20 protein-coding genes and 1 pseudogene are annotated in these 21,865 nt (G+C 37.2%); 11 read left to right on the top strand and 10 right to left on the bottom strand.

Annotated features, from left to right (window positions below):
- Positions 1–133: 133 nt before the first annotated feature.
- The 6 genes from hemC to QZN33_RS04825 all read left to right on the top strand — a co-directional run bounded on the left by hemC (position 134) and on the right by QZN33_RS04825 (position 6,045).
- Entirely contained in the window at positions 134–1,003 is an 870-nt protein-coding gene (gene hemC, locus QZN33_RS04850; RefSeq protein WP_296789827.1) for a hydroxymethylbilane synthase, read from the top strand.
- Positions 1,004–1,017: 14 nt separating this feature from the next.
- Positions 1,018–1,974 (top strand): Gfo/Idh/MocA family protein, encoded by a 957-nt coding sequence (locus QZN33_RS04845; RefSeq protein WP_296789826.1) that lies wholly within the window; start codon positions 1,018–1,020, stop codon positions 1,972–1,974.
- Between the two features lie 9 nt (positions 1,975–1,983).
- Positions 1,984–2,595, top strand: coding sequence for an orotate phosphoribosyltransferase-like protein (locus QZN33_RS04840; RefSeq protein ID WP_296789825.1), 612 nt, complete (start codon positions 1,984–1,986; stop codon positions 2,593–2,595).
- 169 nt (positions 2,596–2,764) lie between these two features.
- Positions 2,765–4,675: a cation:proton antiporter gene (locus QZN33_RS04835; protein ID WP_296789824.1), complete on the top strand. Its 1,911-nt coding sequence runs from the start codon at positions 2,765–2,767 to the stop codon at positions 4,673–4,675.
- Positions 4,676–4,713: 38 nt separating this feature from the next.
- Positions 4,714–5,109, top strand: coding sequence for an HIRAN domain-containing protein (locus QZN33_RS04830; RefSeq protein WP_296789823.1), 396 nt, complete (start codon positions 4,714–4,716; stop codon positions 5,107–5,109).
- Positions 5,110–6,045, top strand: a complete 936-nt coding sequence (locus QZN33_RS04825; RefSeq protein WP_296789822.1) for an ARPP-1 family domain-containing protein — start codon at positions 5,110–5,112, stop codon at positions 6,043–6,045.
- Here the strand turns inward: QZN33_RS04825 and QZN33_RS04820 are convergent.
- The 9 genes and pseudogenes from QZN33_RS04820 to QZN33_RS04780 form a co-directional block, all read right to left on the bottom strand.
- Positions 6,035–7,720 (bottom strand): N-6 DNA methylase, encoded by a 1,686-nt coding sequence (locus tag QZN33_RS04820; RefSeq protein ID WP_296789821.1) that lies wholly within the window; start codon positions 7,718–7,720, stop codon positions 6,035–6,037. The genes QZN33_RS04825 and QZN33_RS04820 overlap by 11 nt on opposite strands.
- Positions 7,717–8,283, bottom strand: a complete 567-nt coding sequence (locus QZN33_RS04815; protein ID WP_296789820.1) for a restriction endonuclease subunit S — start codon at positions 8,281–8,283, stop codon at positions 7,717–7,719. The genes QZN33_RS04820 and QZN33_RS04815 overlap by 4 nt, the downstream gene beginning before the upstream one ends.
- Before the next feature lie 75 nt (positions 8,284–8,358).
- Entirely contained in the window at positions 8,359–8,706 is a 348-nt protein-coding gene (locus QZN33_RS04810) for a hypothetical protein (RefSeq protein ID WP_296789819.1), read from the bottom strand.
- A gap of 412 nt (positions 8,707–9,118) precedes the next feature.
- A pseudogene (gene mtrA, locus QZN33_RS04805) lies at positions 9,119–9,634 on the bottom strand (tetrahydromethanopterin S-methyltransferase subunit A); the annotation flags it as partial.
- A 108-nt stretch (positions 9,635–9,742) separates the two neighbouring features.
- Positions 9,743–10,033: a hypothetical protein gene (locus tag QZN33_RS04800; RefSeq protein ID WP_296789817.1), complete on the bottom strand. Its 291-nt coding sequence runs from the start codon at positions 10,031–10,033 to the stop codon at positions 9,743–9,745.
- A gap of 84 nt (positions 10,034–10,117) precedes the next feature.
- Positions 10,118–10,636: a nitroreductase family protein gene (locus tag QZN33_RS04795; RefSeq protein WP_296789816.1), complete on the bottom strand. Its 519-nt coding sequence runs from the start codon at positions 10,634–10,636 to the stop codon at positions 10,118–10,120.
- Positions 10,637–10,661: 25 nt separating this feature from the next.
- Positions 10,662–13,307 carry a CDP-glycerol glycerophosphotransferase family protein gene (locus tag QZN33_RS04790; RefSeq protein ID WP_296789815.1) on the bottom strand — a complete coding sequence of 882 codons (2,646 nt, stop codon included), beginning with the start codon at positions 13,305–13,307 and terminating at the stop codon, positions 10,662–10,664.
- Positions 13,308–13,360: 53 nt separating this feature from the next.
- Complete coding sequence (locus QZN33_RS04785; RefSeq protein ID WP_296789814.1) at positions 13,361–14,065, bottom strand: IspD/TarI family cytidylyltransferase; 705 nt, start codon at positions 14,063–14,065, stop codon at positions 13,361–13,363.
- The gene (locus QZN33_RS04780; protein WP_296789813.1) at positions 14,062–15,660 is read right to left on the bottom strand and encodes a phosphotransferase; all 1,599 of its coding nucleotides are present in this window, start codon (positions 15,658–15,660) and stop codon (positions 14,062–14,064) included. Before QZN33_RS04780 ends, QZN33_RS04785 begins: the two co-directional genes overlap by 4 nt.
- Positions 15,661–15,825: 165 nt before the next feature.
- On the opposite strand from QZN33_RS04780, the gene QZN33_RS04775 reads away from it, so the two are divergent.
- The gene (locus QZN33_RS04775; RefSeq protein WP_296789812.1) at positions 15,826–17,010 is read left to right on the top strand and encodes a coenzyme F420-0:L-glutamate ligase; all 1,185 of its coding nucleotides are present in this window, start codon (positions 15,826–15,828) and stop codon (positions 17,008–17,010) included.
- Positions 17,011–17,217: 207 nt separating this feature from the next.
- Complete coding sequence (locus QZN33_RS04770; protein ID WP_296789811.1) at positions 17,218–18,633, top strand: sodium:alanine symporter family protein; 1,416 nt, start codon at positions 17,218–17,220, stop codon at positions 18,631–18,633.
- 231 nt (positions 18,634–18,864) lie between these two features.
- Here QZN33_RS04770 and metK read toward each other — a convergent pair whose 3' ends face one another.
- Positions 18,865–20,037, bottom strand: coding sequence for a methionine adenosyltransferase (metK, locus tag QZN33_RS04765; RefSeq protein ID WP_296789810.1), 1,173 nt, complete (start codon positions 20,035–20,037; stop codon positions 18,865–18,867).
- 323 nt (positions 20,038–20,360) lie between these two features.
- Here metK and QZN33_RS04760 point away from each other — a divergent pair, with 323 nt between their 5' ends.
- The 3 genes from QZN33_RS04760 to QZN33_RS04750 all read left to right on the top strand — a co-directional run bounded on the left by QZN33_RS04760 (position 20,361) and on the right by QZN33_RS04750 (position 21,811).
- Entirely contained in the window at positions 20,361–21,185 is an 825-nt protein-coding gene (locus QZN33_RS04760; protein ID WP_296789809.1) for a hypothetical protein, read from the top strand.
- Between the two features lie 153 nt (positions 21,186–21,338).
- Positions 21,339–21,593, top strand: a complete 255-nt coding sequence (locus QZN33_RS04755) for a hypothetical protein (RefSeq protein ID WP_296789808.1) — start codon at positions 21,339–21,341, stop codon at positions 21,591–21,593.
- Between the two features lie 53 nt (positions 21,594–21,646).
- On the top strand, positions 21,647–21,811 hold the full coding sequence (locus tag QZN33_RS04750) for a hypothetical protein (protein WP_296789807.1): 165 nt from the start codon (positions 21,647–21,649) through the stop codon (positions 21,809–21,811).
- Positions 21,812–21,865: the final 54 nt, after the last annotated feature.

Below are 21,865 nucleotides of genomic sequence, written 5' to 3'. Positions count from 1 at the left end.
TTTATACTAAAAATTGAAACATTTAATAATAAATAGCTATAAAAATTAACAATGTAGGACTAGTTACAAGTATCAACTTGTATTCTAGTAAAAATTAATTTTTCTAGAAAAGAAAAATTCGGAGATTTAAATAATGATTGTTGGAACTCGTGGAAGTAAATTGGCTCTAGCGCAAACTACACAAGTCTGTAGAGACCTGTCTCGAATTACAGGTGAGAAAATTGATGTAGAAGTTATTAAAACTAAAGGAGATAAAATTACCACCTCACAATTATACAATATGGATTCCAAAGGTCTTTTCACCAAGGAACTTGATATTGCACTTCTTGAAGAGGAAGTTGATTTTACCGTACACAGTTTTAAGGATTTGCCAACAGAACTCGACGAAGATTTAAGAATTGTTGCTGTTCCAAAGCGTGAATCTCCACATGAAGTCCTCATATCTCACAAGAACTGGGATGAACTGGAACCTGGATCCAAAATGGGAACCAGCAGCCTTAGAAGAGAGGCCTTTTTAAATCACTACGAAAAGGATTTCGAGCTTAAACCTATTCGTGGAAATATTGAAACCAGAATAGACAAGGCTTTAAACAGTGATTTGGATGGGACAATTATGGCTGAAGCCGGACTGAAAAGGTTGAATCTGACAGAATACATCAAAGACGTATTTCCGCTGGACTACATTACACCTCCTGCAGGTCAGGGGGCTCTGGCCATCATTACCAGAAAGGATTGTGAATTCAACAGGACTATTGAAAAATTGAATGATTATGTTTCAATGCAGGAAGTACTTGCAGAAAAAAGCGTGCTTGAAGAGCTTGGAGTTGGGTGTCAATGGCCTATTGGAGCAATTGCACGTGTGAGAGATAAAGAATTTAATATTTATTCAATATTATTAACTAAAGAAGGAGAAATCCTTAAAAAGCAGACTGAAAAAGGTTCCATCAAAAATGCGCTTGAACTTGGGAGACGCATTGGAAAGACTTTTGAAGATTACGTATAAACGGAGGAATTGTAGTGAAAACTGTTAAAGTAGGAGTTATCGGAGTAGGAGCTATGGGTGAAAACCATGTCCGTGTATATCATAAGATGGAAGAGGCAGATTTAATTGCTGTTTCTGACGTTAGTGAAAGAGCACTTAAGAAAATAGAAAGAAAATATGGTGCCAAAGGATATACGGATTATTGCGAACTACTTAAAAACCCGGAAATCGAAGCTGTAAGCGTATGTGTACCGACCACTTTCCACCATGCTGTGGTAATGGAAGCTATCAAGGCTAAAAAGCACGTACTTGTTGAAAAACCAATCGCATTTACATTAAATGAAGCAGAAGAAATGATTGCTGCTGCAAAAGAAGCTGGAGTAATGCTTGCAACCGGACATGTAGAGCGATTTAACCCGGCAGTTCAAAAAGCTAAAGAACTTATTGATGACGGAGTAATTGGAGATGTAGTATCAGCATTTGCAAAAAGAGTAGGACCTCTCCCACCAAGAATCAAGGATGTAGGAGTATCAATCGATTTAGCTATTCACGATTTGGACATTATGAATTATCTCTTTGAAGAAGAAGTCATTCAGGTATACGGTTCAATGAACTGCAGTTTTGACGACTCTGAATTTGAAGACCATGCAGAGATTATGGTTAACTTTGAAAACGAATCAACAGGTATTATTGAAGTAAACTGGTTAACTCCGTACAAACGTAGAGAACTGGAACTTACCGGTACTGCAGGAATCATTTCCGTTGACTACATCAAACAAAGTATTGAAGTATTCGGTAAATTCGCTCAGGATATTGAAATCAAACATGAAGAACCATTGAAAGGAGAGTTAAAATCATTCCTTAACGCTGTTGTGAATGATTTGGAACCTGAAATTACAGGTGAAGATGGACTTAAAGCTCTTAAAATGGTTATTGCTGCTAACAGATCTTCTAAAGAACATAAACCAATTAGTTTTGATGAACTGGAATAAGGTGATAGTGTGAAACAAAAATTAATTCAAAAGGCTCAAGAACTTAGACAACACGGATTTACAACCGGAGAAATTGCTGACGAACTTAATGTAAGTATGGACACTGCCAGATGGCTTACCCTTCAAAAAACAGCTGAAGTAAAAGCTGAAGCTCCTGGAGACTTTGCAATTAACTGGAAAAGCATCGGCGGAAATTCAACCCGTTTAAGTTATGTTTCAGGCGCTTTAAGCGATTTGGCAATTGCACATGGTGATGCGGAAGTTGTCTGCGGAATTGCAGTCAGCGGTATTCCATTTGCAACCGTAATGACTGAATTTTTAGAAGACTTGACTGGATTCGACACATCCCTTGCTATTTTCCACCCTAACAAACACAGAAAAGATACTGATGAAAGCGATGACGAAGGAACAATCAGTACCAACTTCGGAACTGTCGAAGGCAAAAAAGTCGTTATTGTAGATGACGTCATTACCAGTGGAAAAACAGCACGTGAAGTAATCCACACAGTAAAAGATTTAGGTGGAGAGCCAACATGCGTTGTTGTCCTCATTGATAAAGCGGGACTTTCAGAAATTGAAGGCATTCCTGTCGAATCTTTAATTAAAGTTAGTAGAATTTAAATCTACTACACCTTTTTCTTTTTAACACCACAGCATTACTTTAACTATTACCTGACACTTAATTAAAATTATATTGATGTAAAAAATATATAACTGACAATATATTGATTTAATATACCTAATTAAACACGAGGAAAAAATGGATATTTTATTGCTTAAAAACATATCAATGATTCTTATAACAGCCGTATTCGTGCTGCTTATTTTCAATAAACTTAAATTGCCAACAATGATTGGCCTTTTTATAACAGGAATCGTACTGGGACATGTAATTAACGACACCAGTATGATTTCAAGCCTTTCTGAGCTTGGAGTGATATTTCTGCTGTTTATAATCGGTCTTGAGTTTTCAGCCGAAAAGTTCTCGGCAATCAAGAAGTATGCTCTTGTTGGAGGGATACTGCAGGTAGTCATTACAACCGCCCTGATAACACTGCTTGGCCTTGTTTTAGGGCTGAATTTAAACAGCGCCGTATTTTTAGGACTTCTCGTTGCATTTTCATCAACAGCAATTGTGATGAAAGTCATGCAGCAAAAGCGCATCACCCATTCAGTTCAGGGAAGAGTGACACTGGGTATTCTGATTTTCCAGGATATTGCAGTAATTATCGTTATTTTAATTACCCCATTATTAGGAGGCCAGGACTTAGTCATAAATGCACTTCCGACACTGATTTTAAAATATCTGGGATTGGCAGTGATAATCTATGTTGGAGCAAAATGGTTCATACCTCTTGCCCTTAGAGATTCTGCCCGTACAAAAAACAGGGATCTCTTTATGCTTCTGACACTGTTCATCTGCATGGGAACAACATTTGCAACAAGCCTTATCGGAATCGGACCCGAACTTGGAGCGTTTCTGGCAGGACTTCTCATTTCAAATACCGAATATTCCCACCAGACACTGGGATACATCCAGCCTTTCCAGGACGTGTTCATGAGCCTGTTTTTCATAAGTATCGGTCTGATGGTCAATCTCCATCTTTTCCTTGCAAACATAGGCATTATCATTGCTCTGACAGTTGTAATATTACTTATCAACTTTACAGCAACACTTATAACAGGAATGGCTCTTAAACTGCCTACAAAAATATCAGTCAGTATTGCAATCCTTTTAAGCCAAATTGGGGAATTTTCCTTTGTACTGGCCCGTGAAGGAATGACCTATGGACTTATGACAAATGAGTTTTTCTCAATATTTCTGGGTGTGAGCATCCTTACAATGTCATCAACACCGTTTTTAGAAAAGCTTACGCCTAAAATCGTTTCTGCAATATCCAGAATAGACTACTTCAAGGTTGACAGTGATCTTAAAAGCCTTCCTGAAGAGATAGAAAGTCCCCGTGAAATTAAAGACCATGTAATTCTTGTAGGTATGGGGCGTAACGGAAAACAGATGGCAAAGGCCTGCAGTGAATTCAAGATTCCCTACCGCATCGTTGACATGAATCCAGTCATTGTTGAAAACCAGCAGGCTTTGGGAATACCTATCATTTACGGAAATGCATCAAACGAAAGTGTCTTAAAAGAGCTCAACATTACCTCAGCTCAGTGCATAGTCATTTCAGCATCCACCTATGAGGGAACACTTAAAACAATCGATGCTGCAAGACGCCTTAATCCTGACATCCACATTATCGTACGTACAAAATATCTGAGAAACATCAACGAAGTAATTGAGGCAGGAGCTGACGAGGTAATTCCAAAAGAGTTTGAAACAAGTATTATGATGTTTACAAGAATCATGGACTACTACAACAAGGATTCAGATGAAATTGCTGATGCCCTGAATGATTTAAGGTCAGACAACTATGATGCATTCAGAACCGTTACAAGCGAAGACATCGAGACATACCTCAACCACAAATACACAGATCTGGAAATCGACTCCTTAAGAGTCAGTGAAAATGCCCATCTTGACGATTTCCCATTTGAAGAGCATAATCTGAAGGTAACCGGAGTCGTTCGTGGAAAAGATACTTTTATTGAAGTCAAACCGGATTTCAAGTTCCTGGAAGATGATTTGATACTCTTTATAGGTCACAGGGAAAATATCAACAATTTCTTTAGAAACATTTAAATATTAAAAAATTCACAATATATACACAAGGTGATAATATGTACATTACAATAACATCATTTAATGACCTGCATGGTGAAAAGCCATTGAAACTTAACGGAATCGTAAAGCTTGTAAAGGAACCTGACAACAAATACGATACCGAAGCTATAAGATGTGAAATGAGATATTTCGGAAAAATAGGATACATAGCAAACAGCACAAGAACCGTCATCAAAGGAACAATGAGTGCAGGAAGACTATACGATAAAATCAATGACGAATACTTCGCATCAATCAAATTCGTAAGCGGATCAACTGCAATTGCTAAAATTCTCACTGCCGATGAATACATAAAAGAAGTGGAAGATCCTGAAAGTGACGTACATTATCTTGTTGAAAACGAAGCAAAAATCGATTTGGATTTCATTAAAAAGCATTTCGGAGGAATGTAAATGATTGCAGGAGATGACATCACACTGATGAGTCCTCAAACACATAGAAACGTTACAATAATTCCAGTAATGACTCCCCCATCATATAAATTCGACATACTGACCCTTAAAAAAGGTTTTGAACTGGACCTTGTGGAAGTTAAGGAATGTGAACACTCAACTGTAAATACCCTGATTGTTAAAAACAGCTCAGTAACTCCCCTTATTTTAGTTGACGGTGAAGAAATCATTGGAGGTGACCAGAATCGTATTGTCAGTGCAACAATTCTTATAGCACCTGAGAGTGAAAAGCCGATTCCTGTCAACTGTACAGAACATGGACGCTGGGGCTACAAGCATGAATTTGTACAGTCCAATTATATGGCAAACTACAGAACACGTTCATCAAAAGAAGTTGCAAGCAGAAATAATATGAGCGACCAGCAGGCAGTCTGGGATTCAATAGAATGCCTTGAAGTCGAAAGGTCATTTTCTTCCCCGACACAGGCAATGAGTGAAAGCTATGACAATGCAAAAATGGACCTTGATGAAGCATTAACCCACTTTAAAATTGAAGATAAACAGAACGGTGTTGTGATAATTGTTGACGGTGAAATTAAAGGTTTTGAAATCTTTTTAAATTCCCCAATCTATAAGGAATACCATGAAAAGATTTTAAAAAGCTATCTGATTGACATTAACATTAACGATTCAGTTTTTACAATCAACACCGATGAGGCAAAAAGTCTTGTTTCAGATGCTTTAGACAGTGAGTTTAATGCAGGAAAAAGCAACGGCATGGAAGAAGTGCTTGAATTTGAAAATTCAGAAGGTCTTGGAAAAATCTACACTTACCAGGATGAAATGATACACATGTCATACTTTAAAAACGCATCTGAAAAAATTGCTATTAACGACAAAAATGGCGAAGGAGCTGATGAGAGAATCATTTTCTAAGATTCAGCTCATCCATCATCCTATCTATTTTTAAATTTAATTTTTTGATATTTAATGTGATTTCTTTCTTTTCATTTTTTAAATCTTCAAGTCTGATGAATTCCCCTTCAAAGGTATCGACATATCTTGAAATTGACAGATTGAAATCATTTTTACAGATTTCCGGCATACTGACAATACTTGAGTATTTATCCACAATTTCACGTTTTTTATAGACATCTACAAGATATTTAAGGGATTCCAAGTCAAATGTAAGATTCCTTTTGAAAAGTCCCGGAACAGTATATCTTTCTTTTTTGAGGTTGTAGTCTGTTGACATGTCTATAAAAAGAATGTCATCTGAAACCCTGTCCTTTTTAAATATAACTACAATATCTGAGCTTTTGCGTCTTGAAAGCTCATTCGGGATGTTGATTATAACATCGATATAGTTTTTTTCATATGTGAGATATTTTCTTAAAGTCCTGAGTGTGTTTTTGAAAAGAATGCTTTGAGACATTGCAACAGCCATTATTCCGTCATCATTTAAAGAGTTGATAAGATTAATCAAAAAGAGATATTCATTATCCTGCAGGCTTGCATATTCTCCTCTAAACTGGACTTTTGATTCCTCTTCAAGGTCAATCTTGTCAACTAGACTTTCGATAGTGCTATTTAGCTCCGAATCATTTGAAAATGACTCTTCGTCAATGTTGAAGTTATCTGCCAGGAGACTTTGAAGCTCTTTTCTTTTGTTCTGCTTTGCAATCTCCATGCTTTGAGCCCTGCTGAGTCTTTGAAAATTTTTATTTGTGATTGGAGGAATTCTTGCAGTTATAACGTCAAAGGATTTTCCGGAAATATCCATTGCTTCAAAAGGAGAGCCGAATTCGAGAAATACGCTATCCATATCATAATATCCAATTGTGAACTTGACGATATTTGTGCAGTATGTTAATCTGTCATTGCTTCTTGCATAGATATGTCTGAATCCTGCATTATAGCGGTAAGAAAGATCAATCAGTGCTGATGCATCGTTTAAAAATGGATTGTAGATATCGCCAATTGAATATCTGCTTTCAGCTATCAGAGATGATAGAATTGAAGTTATATAATCCGGATCAGTGTCAATTCTAAAAAGACGTGACTCGCACAGTCTGTCAAATACCTTTTCGAAGGGATATTCCCTTTCAAAAACATCCATCTTGGATATGGCATAGACAATATCCTTGACAATGATATGGTTTTCCCCTTCAAATTCATATTTGTTGAAGTTGACAACATCCTTTAATACGTCAAATATGAAATGGAAGTATTTTTCATAGTTTGATTTCTCACCAAACTCTATACTTCCGGAAAATGATTTGAAGAATGTATATACAAAGTAATTTTCAGAAAAGCTCCTGTTTATTACCTCATCAAAAAAGCAGTCAGGACTGTTTATGAAAAATCCGTGTTTCTGGATTGACTGGGATTTAAACATTTTCAGGCACTTTTCGTCAGAGTATGCCTCATCCAGAGTTATGGCCTTATCCTCAATCAGCATCAGGAGATATTCTTTCAGTGAATCTGAGCAGTATTTATAAAGAAATGTGTAGGCCACCATATAGGAGATATCGGGAGTTATGCGAATCTGGCGGATTTTAGAGATAATTGTCCTTAAATTGCGAAGATTGTTGGAGTATTTATTCCTCATGGCATTTCACCCCATAGTTCGTTGAGTATTCCCTCTTTAAGTCTTCGGTCATATTCGACTACTTTCAAATCCTCGATGATCTTTTCGTTTATAGTATCAAGGAGTTCTGCATACTTTTTCTGTGTTATTAGGTCTGGAAGGACAAGCTCAAGCTCTTTGATTTGTGTGAGAGATGCATGAGCAATCCTTTCGGCACTTGCAAGCTCATAAAGCTGCTTTTGAACATGGGCGTTGGTGAGCAGGTGAGCTATGAATGGTGGATGGTTAAACTTGTCGAGGCGTATGATAGCTATCCTGTCACTTACAACCAGTCCTTTTTCCTTTACGCAGACTACATCATAGGGATATGGCATTTTCATCAGAATGTCTCCAGGTCTGGTGATATGGTGTGGTTTAATGTATTTGGGATTCATTCTGACTTTTTCGAAATCTTCAATTATTCCGTCTTTTTTTATTGATCTCTGAAGTATTACATCAAATTCCTTACCTTCATCATCCAGATATCTTCTGTATGAAAGGCCTGTTGAGATTTCAGCAATTTGTGCTAATTTGACTTTTTTCATGATTTTTCGCCTCAGTTGGTTTAGTGTGGGAAGTGGTGAGCTTCCCTAAACAATGCGGTGGCTGAAATAAGCATTCTATTGGTATAATCCATCAACATCATCGAGAAGGCTGCTTTCAGGTATTTCAGCAGGGTCAACCTTTTCTGCTGACACCCCTCCTATGACTCCGACACTTTGAATGTTGTCCTTGAGCACTGCAGTTGAAGTTATTCCGTGTCCCTGGGCGGACAGTACAAAGAGGTCGAGAAATGTTTCATCCTCTCCAACAATGAATGCAGGTTCAATCGCCTCGGCGGATTTTGTCTGCACTCTAATCAGGATGTGCTTGGCTTCGTTTTCACCTTCGATGCCTATTTCATCTCTGATATTTTTATCAAGGCTTTTTACCTTGTCACTCCAGTTAATTGAATGGTTATGGTTCATATTATCACCCCTATTTTTTTATAAAAATCCACATTATGTGGTGTTGTTCAACAATCTTTTTTAGAAAAAAACTTTCTAAAAGTTCTTGCATTTTTCTACAAAATACAAGGTGCAATATTACATTATTCATAATAGTATATAAACTTAACTATTTTAACATGATTTTCCTAAAAAATTCAAAGTATCATCATGTTGGTTAAATTTATGCATAAACTAGTATATAAAGTTTTGTGTTATTTCTGCATTTTGTAGGAAAAAACACAAAAGTGATTATGTGCACAGGCACAAATACTGCGAAGTGAGAAAATATTTTAGTGAAAAATATATTACATCATCCTGTAAAAAAATAGTAAAAAGCCAAAGCCTAAGCTTCAGCCTTCTTTTCTTTTTTCTTTTTATCGACAATTACCATTTTCTCGTTTTCTTCATCAACTTCCATGACAATCGGTTCGGCTTCAAGTGCGCCGGGATCCTTTTCAACGCATTCGTTGATTTTGGACTGGATTGCACCGATGTCTTCAGTATCAATCAAATCAACAATTTCGAGCTGCTGCTGGAATCTTTCAACACCTTCGAGAGGAACGTTTTCAACAAAAGGAATTGCTCCGGTTGCTCCGATGATTTTCTTTTTATCAGGATCTGCACCGTTTTCATGAAGCGCCTTGAAACTCTGACCGGTAATGTGTCCCTGCACTTCCGCACCCGCCAGAATCAGAAAGCGGATGTTCGGATTTGAAATGATGTTTGCAACTACTTTTTCGATACCTAAGTTTTCTGTTTTACATGGTCCTGCAATAGCTGCTCCGGAAAGTTCTGCTTCGATGTGTGAAGCAAGAGTTGTTACTGCAACTGGACTTTCTGGGTCCCCAACAATGTAATCGCCACTGATTACAGGCCAGCCATCTGCAGGAGCTTTTTTATCAGCCATAGTATTATCCTCCTAATTGTATTGTTTTTAAGTATATTTTATAAATATTTAAATATTATGTAATTTAATTTCGCCAGCCACACAAATTATAAATTTAATTTTAAAAAATCAGTAATAAAGCTCAGATGGCTTTCCGATGTATTCAAAATCATCCTTGTTGTTCAAGTATTTAACGCCAATGACTTTACCGTCGGGAAATACTGTTACAACGCTCATTCCATCATTAACGTCAATGACAATAACTTTTCTGTTGTCTTTTCCATGAGCTTCGATTTTGATTATTTCATCGTTCTGGACAAGTTCCCCTTCTTCAAAATCGTTGCTTATGTCTGTTGAAAACCAGTGCTGAGGCAATTTTAATCTTAATCCTAAATCATCAAGTAAATCTTTTACGTGCATATTAAAAACTCCTTTAATAGTTAAATTAAAGTTTATCAAAATCCATATTTAAAGATTATGTCACTTTTCACGGGGTAAAAGTGACTAAACTAAAAAATGAATCTTGTTTTTATCAATGTCATCCGGACTGTGAGGTTGCGGAATATCATCTGAATGGCCAAGAGCCATAATTCCTGCAATCCTGTAATGATCATCAATTTTTAAAATATCCCTTACAACTTCCTCCGCATATACACCATCTTTCTTTCTCATGTGTATCTGCACCCAGCAGCTTGCCAGATTCAAATCGGTTGCCATTAAATGCAGGTATGTCAGAACAATTGATGAATCCTCACACCAGGTATCGCTTATCATTGTATCTGCAAGAACCACAATTGCCTTATCGGCATCTGCAAGAAGTTCAGCCCCATGGTCTTTTGCCTGGGAAAGTTCTTTTAAAGTTTCTTTCCTTTCAACAACCATAAGATTAATCGGTTTTCTGTTCATGCTTGACGGCGCCAGCAGTCCTGCGCGCAAAACTGAATCAAGTTCTTCTTTGGTGATTTTTTCATCATTGAATTTTCTGGTTGACCTTCTTTTTAGTAATACATCCATAAATTCCATGATTAAAATTAGTATTTTGAAATATTTAATAATAGTTGTCAAGTCTGAGAATCTCTTCATAAACCCTTCTGGAATTGTTTTTGTCAATGTATTTAAAGAATTCATCTACCCGTTTAAGATAAACCCCATCCATCTCACATCCCCTGTCAATTATCTCAAAGATATGACGTTTAAGCTCATCGTGGCTTTTGGCGACAGGTCCGAATCCGTCATCTTCATAGCTGAAATATGCTTTTTCAACATCAAAGTGGTAGTTGTTGTCGAACTGGTAGTATATGAGAGGCTTTTTGAGATATGCAAAGTCAAAAGCGATTGAGGAGTAGTCCGTTACGATAAGTGAAGAATTGCTGAAGGTATCGCTGTAGTTTGAAAGGTCCAAATCGAATTTGACGTCAGGATGATTTGTAAATGCAGTTATGAATTTATGAAGATTCCTGTGAGGCTTGAAAACCAGTTTATATCCGTGCTCTTCAACATAATTTATAAGCTCTTCATCAGTGATAAGCTGATTGAAAAGCTTGTAGAAGTTTGTTTTAACAAAATCGGATGCTGAAAGCTGGTCAAGCTGGCGCCTCCATGAAGGCATTATTACTATTTCCCTTTTGTTATTGTCCTCGAGCCTGTCAAATCTTGGAAAACCCAGTGTCTTTACGATATCCTGCGAATACCCGTAGGTCGGATCTTTGAAAGATTCTTTTTCCCTGTCTGAAACAGTTACAAGCATTGCAAGAGGCTTGTCAAATTGATTGAGCCATTCTGAAACTGTATCCTTTGTAACCCCGTGCTGTAGAAATACAGTCTTTGATTTCATAAGCCCTGAAAGGTGAGGATAGTTTCCCCAGAACGGATAGATAATGGTATTGTCAGGGTGAGATGTGATTATAAACTCGCTGAAAAGTGCAAAGAGCCTGTGCTTTATTGACCTGTAGGCTAGGACATTGCCTATTTTTTCAATTTCAAGAAACTGCTCTGATTTTTTATTGAAACCGAAAAGCCTTCTGATTTTATGCATTCTAGATCCTACATAATAATCATAGTCCTCTTCGGGAGCGCTGTCCAGGACGAAATATGATTTGACTTTGGAGTCTGTGGAGTTTACGTATCTGAAAAGCTCCAGTCCGTTATCCCCTGCGGCATTCGGCAAATCCATAAAAAGCCATATGCGCCTGTTTCTTAAAAACGGATATGCGGCTATATTGAGAAATCTTAAAAATACTCCTGTAACCCAACCCTGAGAACGTGTTGAAAACATTCTCCTGATTGTCTTAAGCTCCAGTACAAATGCGGATGCAAGTGATTTGGCCTTAACAATGATTTTATCTTCTGAAGCGATTGCAATACTGTTTTTTGAAAGCTTATATCCTGACACATCATTAAGCCTTGATGTCTGATTATAGCTTATGCTTAAGTCAGTATTCTGTGATTTGAATGATATTTCAGTACCCTCCTTATATGGAACAGTGACTTTAAAGCAGTGATTGAATCCGTAATTGAAGTTCAGGGAATAATTGTCACGCTGAGGATACAATATCTCAGTTACTGGAATTTCCTCTCCGTCAACAACTGCTGTAATTTCAGTGCCTTGAGTAAAATCTGTTAAAATCCCCTGTATTTCGATTTCATTTTCATTTAAAAAGAAAAAGTTGTCTATAAATACTGAATTCAGCTTGAAATTGTCAACTGCATTTCTCTTATCATTTAAATAGTCCCATCCGTGACGTTTCATTGAAATTACATGAGCCTTTAAAGCTGCCGGAATTGAACGCTGATTGAATATAACGTCCTCATCGATATATGAGAGAATCTCCAAAATCTTTTCAAAAAGCGTTTTCATCTCCTCATCTGAAAGCAGTGTGTCGATTTTTCTTATCTCCACAATCCACTGCAGGTCATACATGAGCACATACTGGATGAACTTCGGAACATTTCCGAGCTTCTCTTTGGCGCAATCTATAAGATTGAGAAAATATTCATCAATACGTGTTGTAAAATAGGACCTGGTACTTGCTGATGAGGTTATAAGAGAATTCTGGGTTCCGTCCTTTCTGTAGTAATATGTAGGCTTTGAGAGAAATCCTAAAAGTGGATTTTCCATAAGCATCTGATTTATCATTAGGGCGTCTTCTGAAACTCTTAAATTCTCGTTGAAATGGTAATTCTTAAGTTTGTCAAAGCGGAAAAAGGCTGAAGCTCCTGAAAGCTGTATATAGGCAGGGTCAGTTATTACGTTTACAATCTGGTCCTTTTGGTATTTGAAGTTAAGGTTATGGTCTCCTCTTTTGACTCCAACATAGACAATCGGAATGGATGCGATGTTTACTTCATGATATTTGTCCAGAAACTCACATGCAGTCTTGAATGCGTCCTTTGACATGTAATCGTCACTGTCAAGGAAGTTGACATATTTTCCTTCAACGTATTTAAGGCCACGGTTTCTGGAATAGGCCGAACCCATGTTCTTTTCATTGTTTATGAGAATGATGTTTTGAGGATACTTCGCCTGGTATTTTTCTAAAACATCCCTGGTGTTGTCGCTGCTTTTATCGTTTACTAAAATCAGCTGGATGTTTTTTTCAAAATCCAAAGTTTGGCTGATGATTGATTCTATTGCCTGAGCTACATACTTCTCTTTGTTGTAAACAGCCATGACAACAGAAATTTTAAAATCCAAGTTTCAGTCCTCCAAAGTAACTATATATCCACTATCCTATATACAATTTGTGACTACTGCGACTTTTTCGCCATCACATAACCTCTGAATAAATCAATGTCTTCAGCAGTTGTAATCTTGATATTGGTCTGATTGGTTTTTGAAGGATAGATTTCCCTTCCCATCTCATACATCAGAGTTGTTGTGTGAGGCTCCACCTTATCAATTAAATCTTTCTCTATTGCCTCTTCATAAAGCTGGCAGACATATGCAAAGTTAAAGCACTGCGGTGAGGTAAGCATAAGCACCTTATCCCTGTCAACCCATTTTGTGGATTTATCACCGTCATTGGTTCCCATCAAAATCGGTGAAGGCATTGCAGGAACAGAATTTCCCTTCTCTTTGCATACCCTGATTGCATCTGAGATAATTTCATCTGAAATGAACGGAGATGCACCGTAGTGGACCAGCACGATATCATCATCATTGATTTTTCCTTTGAGGTTGTTGACTCCGTTGATTACAGAGTGCTGGAAGTCCTCTCCTCCCTCGCAAATCCACTTTACCTTAGTAAGTGAGTACTCATCTATCAGTTCCTTCAAATAATCAATATGGCTTTTTATGCAGACCACTTCAATTGCATCAATTTCAGGATGATTCTGAAACGCTTCAATTGTATATACAAGTATCGGTTTTTCAAAAACCTCGATAAACTGTTTTGGCCTGTCTGCTCCGACTCTTGAGCCCACCCCTCCTGCAAGTATTATTGGAATGTTCATTTTATCACCTCATAGCTTTCAAGGGCTTCGTCAATGTGTGTTGAGAGATATCTGTAGGACGGCATGAAGAAAAATCCGTCATCGTCCCCTACGCTTCCCTTGTAAAGTCCCCAGCAGAACCAGTAGAATGCACACAGAACTGCCTGGGCTCTTGCATGGCGATGTTCGGCTTCAGTGAGTTCACGGCCGAAATATGCCTCTAAAAACATCTCCCTTATCTCTTCCGAGTAGTCATATCTTGCGATAATGCATGCAATGTCATTTAACGGATCGTTTATGCCAGCATATTCCCAGTCGATTAGGTATAATTGCTTATCTTCATTTGCAATGTAGTTAGGCTCATAAACGTCATTATGTGAAATTACAGGTTCAATTCCGTATTTTTCCTGTTCTGCCTTGACGAGTCCGTCAAGGACATTGACTTTTTCGATGATATCTTCAAATTCCCTGAAGAGATTTCCTTTTGTTGCTGATGCTATTTTCATGAGCTTTTTACCTTCAGCCACATCGTCAAAAACTTTAACATCATCAGTTATCGGAATTTCATGGGTTTTGTGAATGTATTCCATTGCTTTTTCAAGCTGATCTGAGTTTTTTATAAAATCGCACTCGACAATGCCCTGAACGTAGTATGAAAGCTTCCAGCCTGACTCATCCATATATATTACTGACTCATCAATTCCAATTTCTTTTGCCATTCTCTGAACATAAAGCTCCGAGGTCCTGTCAATGAGATTGTCAGCGGTTCCTCCAGGGTGTCTGTAGATGTATGGAGTGTCCTTTATTGAGAACTTGAAAGATACGTTTGTAAGGCCCGCCTGTACGATTTCAATATCTTTTATTTCATTCGGATGGGCATCTAAAGTATCGCAGATGTTAGTGATGATTTCAGAGTCCACATTCAAAAGAAAATCGGAGTCAAACTGCCTTAAATCGTCAATATCATCAAACTCCAGAAGCTTTGAGGGATCAACCTGCTTTAAAGTCAGTGTCAGATCCCTGATGTGTGAGGCATAGAACTCCTCCCAGTACATGTTTGCAACGCCGAAGTTGTTTATCTCATCCTCCATCAGCTTTCTAAATTCTTCAGAAAAGCTTTTGTTAAAGTATGCCGGTCCGATCATCGCCATCTTGTCCCGGCCTCCGATGTAGCATCCGGTGATAATGTCTGAATTTGAATAGTCTACTGAAAACTCCCTGAAATTTCCTTCAAGATATGCGCAGGTACGGTATGATATGTTGTCATCGTTGCCGTCAAGAAAGGGGTTTTCCAAAAAGTAGTGATCAGCACAGCATATGAAAGTGTCTGAAAGGTACTGGCGTGCGGAGAAAAGTGAGTAGAGATTTCCGTATCTTCCGAATGTGTTGTTTACAATAAGGCTGACCTGAGGATATTTCTGCTCAAGGTAGAAGAACTTTTCCTTCATGTATCCTACAATGATATAGATATCTTTAATTCCCGCTTCAATGAGCTGTTCGATTTGTCTTTCGATTAAAACCTCGTTTCTGACTATAAAAAGTCCTTTGGGCTTTTCATAGGTAAATGGGGCAAACTTGTTTGATTTGCCTGCCGCAAGTATAATAGCATTTTTCATCAAATATCACCAAAAAATAAGATAAAGATTAATTTGTCTTAAAAAATATTTAAAATTTTAGATGAATCAAATCATTAAATCATACTTTAACTATAAATATATGGAATGATATAAAGTTATTGGGTTACTTATTTTAATCCGACCTATGAGTTAGGAGCAAGAAAAATGAGATGTGTTGGTACTGTAGTACGTGGAATAAGAACACCAATTATTAAAAAAGACGATGATTTAGCAACCATAGTTGTAGATTCACTTATGGCTGCAAAGGAAAGCGAAGGATTTGAATTCAGAGACAAGGACGTTGTTGCAATAACCGAAGCTGTTGTTGGAATTTCAGAAGGAAATTACGTAACTGTAGACGATGTCGCTGCAGATTTAGTGAAAAAATTCCCATCCAAAAAAATCGGTGTAGTCAATCCGATTTTAAGCAGGAACAGATTTTCTATTGTACTTAAAGGTATTGCAAGAGGAATGGACAAGATTACTCTTTTAACCTCATTTCCATCAGATGAAGTTGGAAACGGTATTTTAGATGAAGAGATTTTAGAAGAAAGTAAATACAATCTTGCAAGCGTTATTTCCGAAAGCGAATACGAAGAAACTTTCGGTTCATGGATACATCCGTTTACCGGAATCAACATGATTGATTTTTACCGTGAACTTATTGAAAGCGAAGACTGTGAAGTTGAATTCGTATTTTCAAACGATGTCAAAACAATTCTCGATTACACCAATGATGTTTTAAGCTGTGACATTCACACAAGAGAAAAAACCACAAAACTGCTCAAAAGCCTTGGAGCAAACGTATACGGAATGCACCAGGTCTTAACTGAACCTGTTGGAGATTCAGGATTCAACCCTGAATACGGACTTCTCGGTTCAAACAAGGCAACCGAAGAAAAACTCAAACTCTTCCCGAAAACAGGCGATGAGCTCGTAAACGAAGTTCAAAAAAGACTGATTGAGCTTACCGGCAAACAGATTGAAGTTATGGTTTACGGTGACGGAGCATTCAAGGACCCTGTCGGAAAAATCTGGGAACTGGCAGATCCGGTAGTATCCCCTGCACACACATCAGGACTAATCGGAACACCTAATGAAATCAAACTCAAATATGTTTCAGACAACAAATTTGCTGATTTGAAAGGCGATGAGCTTAAAGAAGCAATCAAAGAGGAAATCAGAACCAAAGACAAGGACCTTACCGGCCAGATGATTACAGAAGGAACTACACCTAGAAGACTGACTGATTTAATCGGTTCACTTTGTGATCTTACAAGCGGTTCCGGTGATAAGGGAACACCTGTCGTATTCATTCAGGGATACTTTGATAATTTAGCAAATGACTAAATTATCTCTTTTTTTTACTTTTTTTAAAAAATCACTACATTAATGAAAGTCAATCAGATTTATTGCTTAAATTTTTTATCCGTGTTTAATTTTAAAAGCTTTTTTTGCTTTACTCATGTTTTGAAGGATAATGTATAGTTTATTATACTATCAACTCCAATATAAACAATATATAGAGAGAGAAAATTCAAGACAAAGTGATAAATTATGCTGGATATTGTTTTTATTTTAAATACGATTGATGACTTTATGTACTTTCCGCTACTGATTATTGTAATGGCTGCAGCAGGCCTTTATTTTACCGCACGTACAAGAGGCGTGCAGATTCGAATGCTTTTTGAGTCAATAAGACTTCTTTTAGAACCTTCAGGCGACAGCGATTCCGTATCTTCCCTGCAGGCAATGCTTGTATCAACCGCTTCACGGGTAGGTACCGGAAATATCATCGGTGTTTCAACAGCAATATGTCTCGGAGGACCAGGGGCGTGCTTCTGGATGTGGCTTATGTGTATCATAGGAGCGTCCTCAGCGTTCATTGAAAGTACTTTAGCACAAATTTACAAAAGAAAAGATGAAAACGGACAGTTCTACGGAGGTCCGGCATACTATATCGAACATGGTTTGAACAAACCTAAAATTGCTGCTCTTTTTTGTATTTTCCTGATTGCAACCTACGCAGTCGGATTCAACCTGTTATGTTCATACAATCTTCAGTCAACATTTATGGACTATGCATTTTACAATGCCAACACCACCCCAATCATTATCGGCGCAATACTTGCAATACTGACCGGATACTGCCTTTTAGGCGGCGGCAAAAGAATCGTTAAGGTTACAGGTACAATCGTTCCTGTAATGGGAATAATCTATGTTGCAATCGCTGCTATAATCATTCTAATCAATTATGCAAACATTCCTTCAATGATTATGATCATATTCCAGGATGCCTTTGATTTCCAGTCAATCGCCGGAGGATTTGTAGGGTCATGTCTCGTATACGGAATTAAAAGAGGACTCTTTTCAAATGAAGCTGGCGTAGGTTCAGCTCCAAACGCATCAGCATCAGCAAGCGTTTCACACCCTGCAAAACAGGGACTTGTACAGACTTTATCAGTTTATATTGATACACTTCTCATATGTTCAGCTACCGCACTAATGTGTCTTTCAACAGGAGTTGCAAGAGATGCCGCAGTTTCAGGTGCACCGTATGTGCAGAATGCGCTTTCAACAGTTATGGGAACTGCAGGACCGGTTTACATTACCGTTGCAATGGTTCTTTTTGCATTCACAACACTTCTTGGAAACCTTTTCTATGTGGACAACGCCCTGGCATTTCTCAACAAAAAACAAAAACCATCAAAAAGATTCATGAGAATATTTTACCTGGCGGCTACCGTAATCATATTTGTGGGAGCGATAATCCCAATGGATGCTGCATGGGCGATGGCAGACATTACAATGGGCCTTATGACACTTATCAACCTTCCAACATGTGCGATTATGGGTAAAACCGCAATTGACTGTCTGAAGGATTATGAAATTCAAAAGAAATCTGGAAAAAATCCCGTGTTTAAGGCAAGCTCAATAGGGCTTGACGAGGAAAAACTTGACTGGTGGAAATGACATTTCCCCCAATTTTTTATTTTTGTCACATGATTTTTAGTGTGCAAATAGTTAAAGAAACGATTAATAATTATACTATTTTTTTGACCAACTGTTAATATAATAAAAGTAAATGTAAATTTAAGTTGACTATAATTTAAAAATGAGATTTTTTAACTGTAATATGTAGATTAAAATTTAGCAATTCATTAGAATTTTAAAAAAAAAGAAATAAGAAATTAGCTCAAAGAGCTATTCTTTAATATATTTTTTCAAATCGTCAACCTTGTCGGTTTTCTCCCATGGAAGACCTTCAATACCGAAGTGACCGTATTTTGCAGTCTGTTTGTATCCTGTATGTCTGAGGTCAAGGGTTTCAATAATTCCGTCAGGAGTCAATTTGAAGTTTTCACGTACGATTTCTTCCATTTTCTTGGTGGTTTCAACACCTGTTCCAAAGGTATCTACCATTACAGAAGTAGGTTCTGCTACACCGATTGCATATGAAAGCTGGATTTCACATTTCTCAGCAAGCCCTGAAGCTACAATGTTTTTAGCAATATATCTTGCCATGTAACATGCGCTTCTGTCCACTTTGGTACAGTCTTTTCCTGAAAATGCTCCTCCACCGTGTCTTGCATAACCTCCGTAGGTATCTACAATAATCTTACGTCCGGTAAGACCTGCGTCACCATGAGGTCCTCCGATTTCGAATTTACCTGTCGGATTGATGTGCTCTTTGGTGTTTTCAGTCATGAGTCCTTCAGGAATAACTGCCTTGAAGAGTTTTTCTCTGATGTCCTCTTTGAGTTTTTCCTGGTCGTCTGAAACGCTTTCGTCATGCTGGGTTGAAAGAACTACTGCATCAAGTGATAAAACGTTTCCGTTCTCATCATAGTTGACTGATACCTGTGCTTTACCGTCAGGTCTGAGGTATGGGATTTCACCGGATTCCCTTAACTCGGTAAGTTTGTTTGTAAGTTTTCTTGCAAGATCAATCGGGAACGGCATGAGAGATTCTGTTTCGTTTGTTGCAAAACCGAACATCATACCCTGGTCTCCTGCACCGGTTTCTTCATCTCCCCTGTCAACACCCTGGTTGATGTCCTGAGACTGTGCGTGGAGCCTGTTTACAACTTCACATTTGTGGCCGTCGAATTCCAAATCAGGATTATCGTAACCTATTTCAATAATAGTGTCTCTTATGATTTTTTCAATATCATCCTTATCAAGGTCTGCATCTGATGTTATCTCACCGAATACCATACAGAAATCGGTAGTTACACAGGTTTCACATGCTACGTGTGAATTAGGGTCCTGTGCCATGTATGCATCCAAAATTGCATCTGAAACGATGTCTGCTACTTTATCCGGGTGTCCTTGTGTTACGGATTCAGATGTAAAAGTTCTATATACTTCACTCATTTTTTCACCGAAATTGTTTTAACTGGAAATATTTATGTAAATCATTTAATAAAAGAATTTCGGAAATGACTAATTTAACCTCAAATTTTCTCACACATTTGTGAAACACTTACTTGAAAATGCAATTCAATCCCCCGACAGACCAACACCTCTGAAAAATCAATATTGATTCTGATGAATATTATTTATAATTACATATAAATATTTATTTGTTCTTGTTTTATTATATTAACCTAATAATATTGATTTATACTTAAATCAAAAGGTTTATAACCTTTAAAAATCAAATTAAAGAATAATAAATTTAAAAGAGGTGAAAACATATGAAATTTCACGAGGACACCATTTTTAAGATTGAAGGCCAGAAATATGGGCAGGAACTGATAGAAATCATGAATATCAAAGGAAAAATAGTGGAAGTGCATCAGACAGAATACGGAATTGTAGATCCCAAAATGTACAAGCCGGACCTTGTTTTTGAGCTGGAAGAAAAAATAATAATTCTAGAATTTCAAAGCAGCTATGTGGATGTTAACGACAAACGAAGATTTCGCTTCTACAGCGCAATAATCGACCAGGTCAAAATCAAATCCAAAAAGCCGATTGAAGTGCATGTTTTAAGTACTGTTGAACTTGAAAAGACAAAATGGTACAATATCAATCCGGATTCATGCTTTCCGATATATATCCATTCCTTAAAAAGTATTGACAAAGACAAGCTTATAAATAAGATGACCACCAAAATAAAACATGATGAACACTTCACTGAAAAGGAATTACTCATGATAAGCTTATTTTGCTTCATGAAAAGTGAAAAAGATATAGAAACCAGCATTCTTGATTCAGCGGAACTTATTACCAATATATCAGGATTGAAAAATGACATTGCACAATTTGCCAAAGGAATCGTCCTGATGCTATGCGACAAATTCGTCAAAGACAAAAAGCTGAGAAAAAGAATAACCAACATAGTAGGTGGAAACATGAAAAATGTAGAAGAATACGCACAAGACTATGCAAAAGACAAAGTTAATGAAAACAATGAAAAAATAATAATCAACCTTAAAAACCACGGCCACACAATAGAAGAAATATTAAAAATAACCGGAAGAAGCAGAGATTTCGTCGAAAAAACACTTGCGAAATAAGATCACAAAAAAACCCCTTGCCCTTGACTCCCAAAAAAAACCAACATCAAAATCCACAAAGAACAATACACAATTCACCAAAAACAAATACTACCAATAATATCAACAAAATTCATGCTGAGAAAAAGAATAACCAACATAGTAGGTGGAAACATGAAAAATGTAGAAGAATACGCACAAGACTATGCACAAGACTATGCAGAAGACAAACTAAATAAATACACTGAAAAAATAATAATCAACCTTAAAAACAAAGGATTCACAATAAACGAAATAATTGAAACACTAAATGTCAGCAAGGATTTCGTCGAAAAAACACTTGCGAAATCCCTTGACTCCCAAAAAAAACCAACATCAAAATCCACAAAGAACAATACACAATTCACCAAAAACAAATACTACCAATAATATCAACAAAATTCATGCTAAGAAAAAGAATAACCAACATAGTAGGTGGAAACATGAAAAATGTAGAAGAATACGCACAAGAATACGCACAAGACAAAATAAATGAAAACAATGAAAAAATAATAATCAACCTTAAAAACCACGGATGCACAATTAACGAAATAATTGAAACACTAAATGTCAGCAAGGATTTCGTCGAAAAAACCCTTGCAAAATAACCTCATTTGACATTAACGACCAATAGTTCTGCTTTTAACACTGAATTTCATCAC

This window comes from uncultured Methanobrevibacter sp. (genome assembly GCF_900314615.1).
Taxonomy (GTDB): Archaea; Methanobacteriota; Methanobacteria; order Methanobacteriales; family Methanobacteriaceae; genus Methanocatella.
Note: the sequence above shows the minus strand (reverse complement) of the source record. Positions and strands in the feature narration are given on the sequence as shown.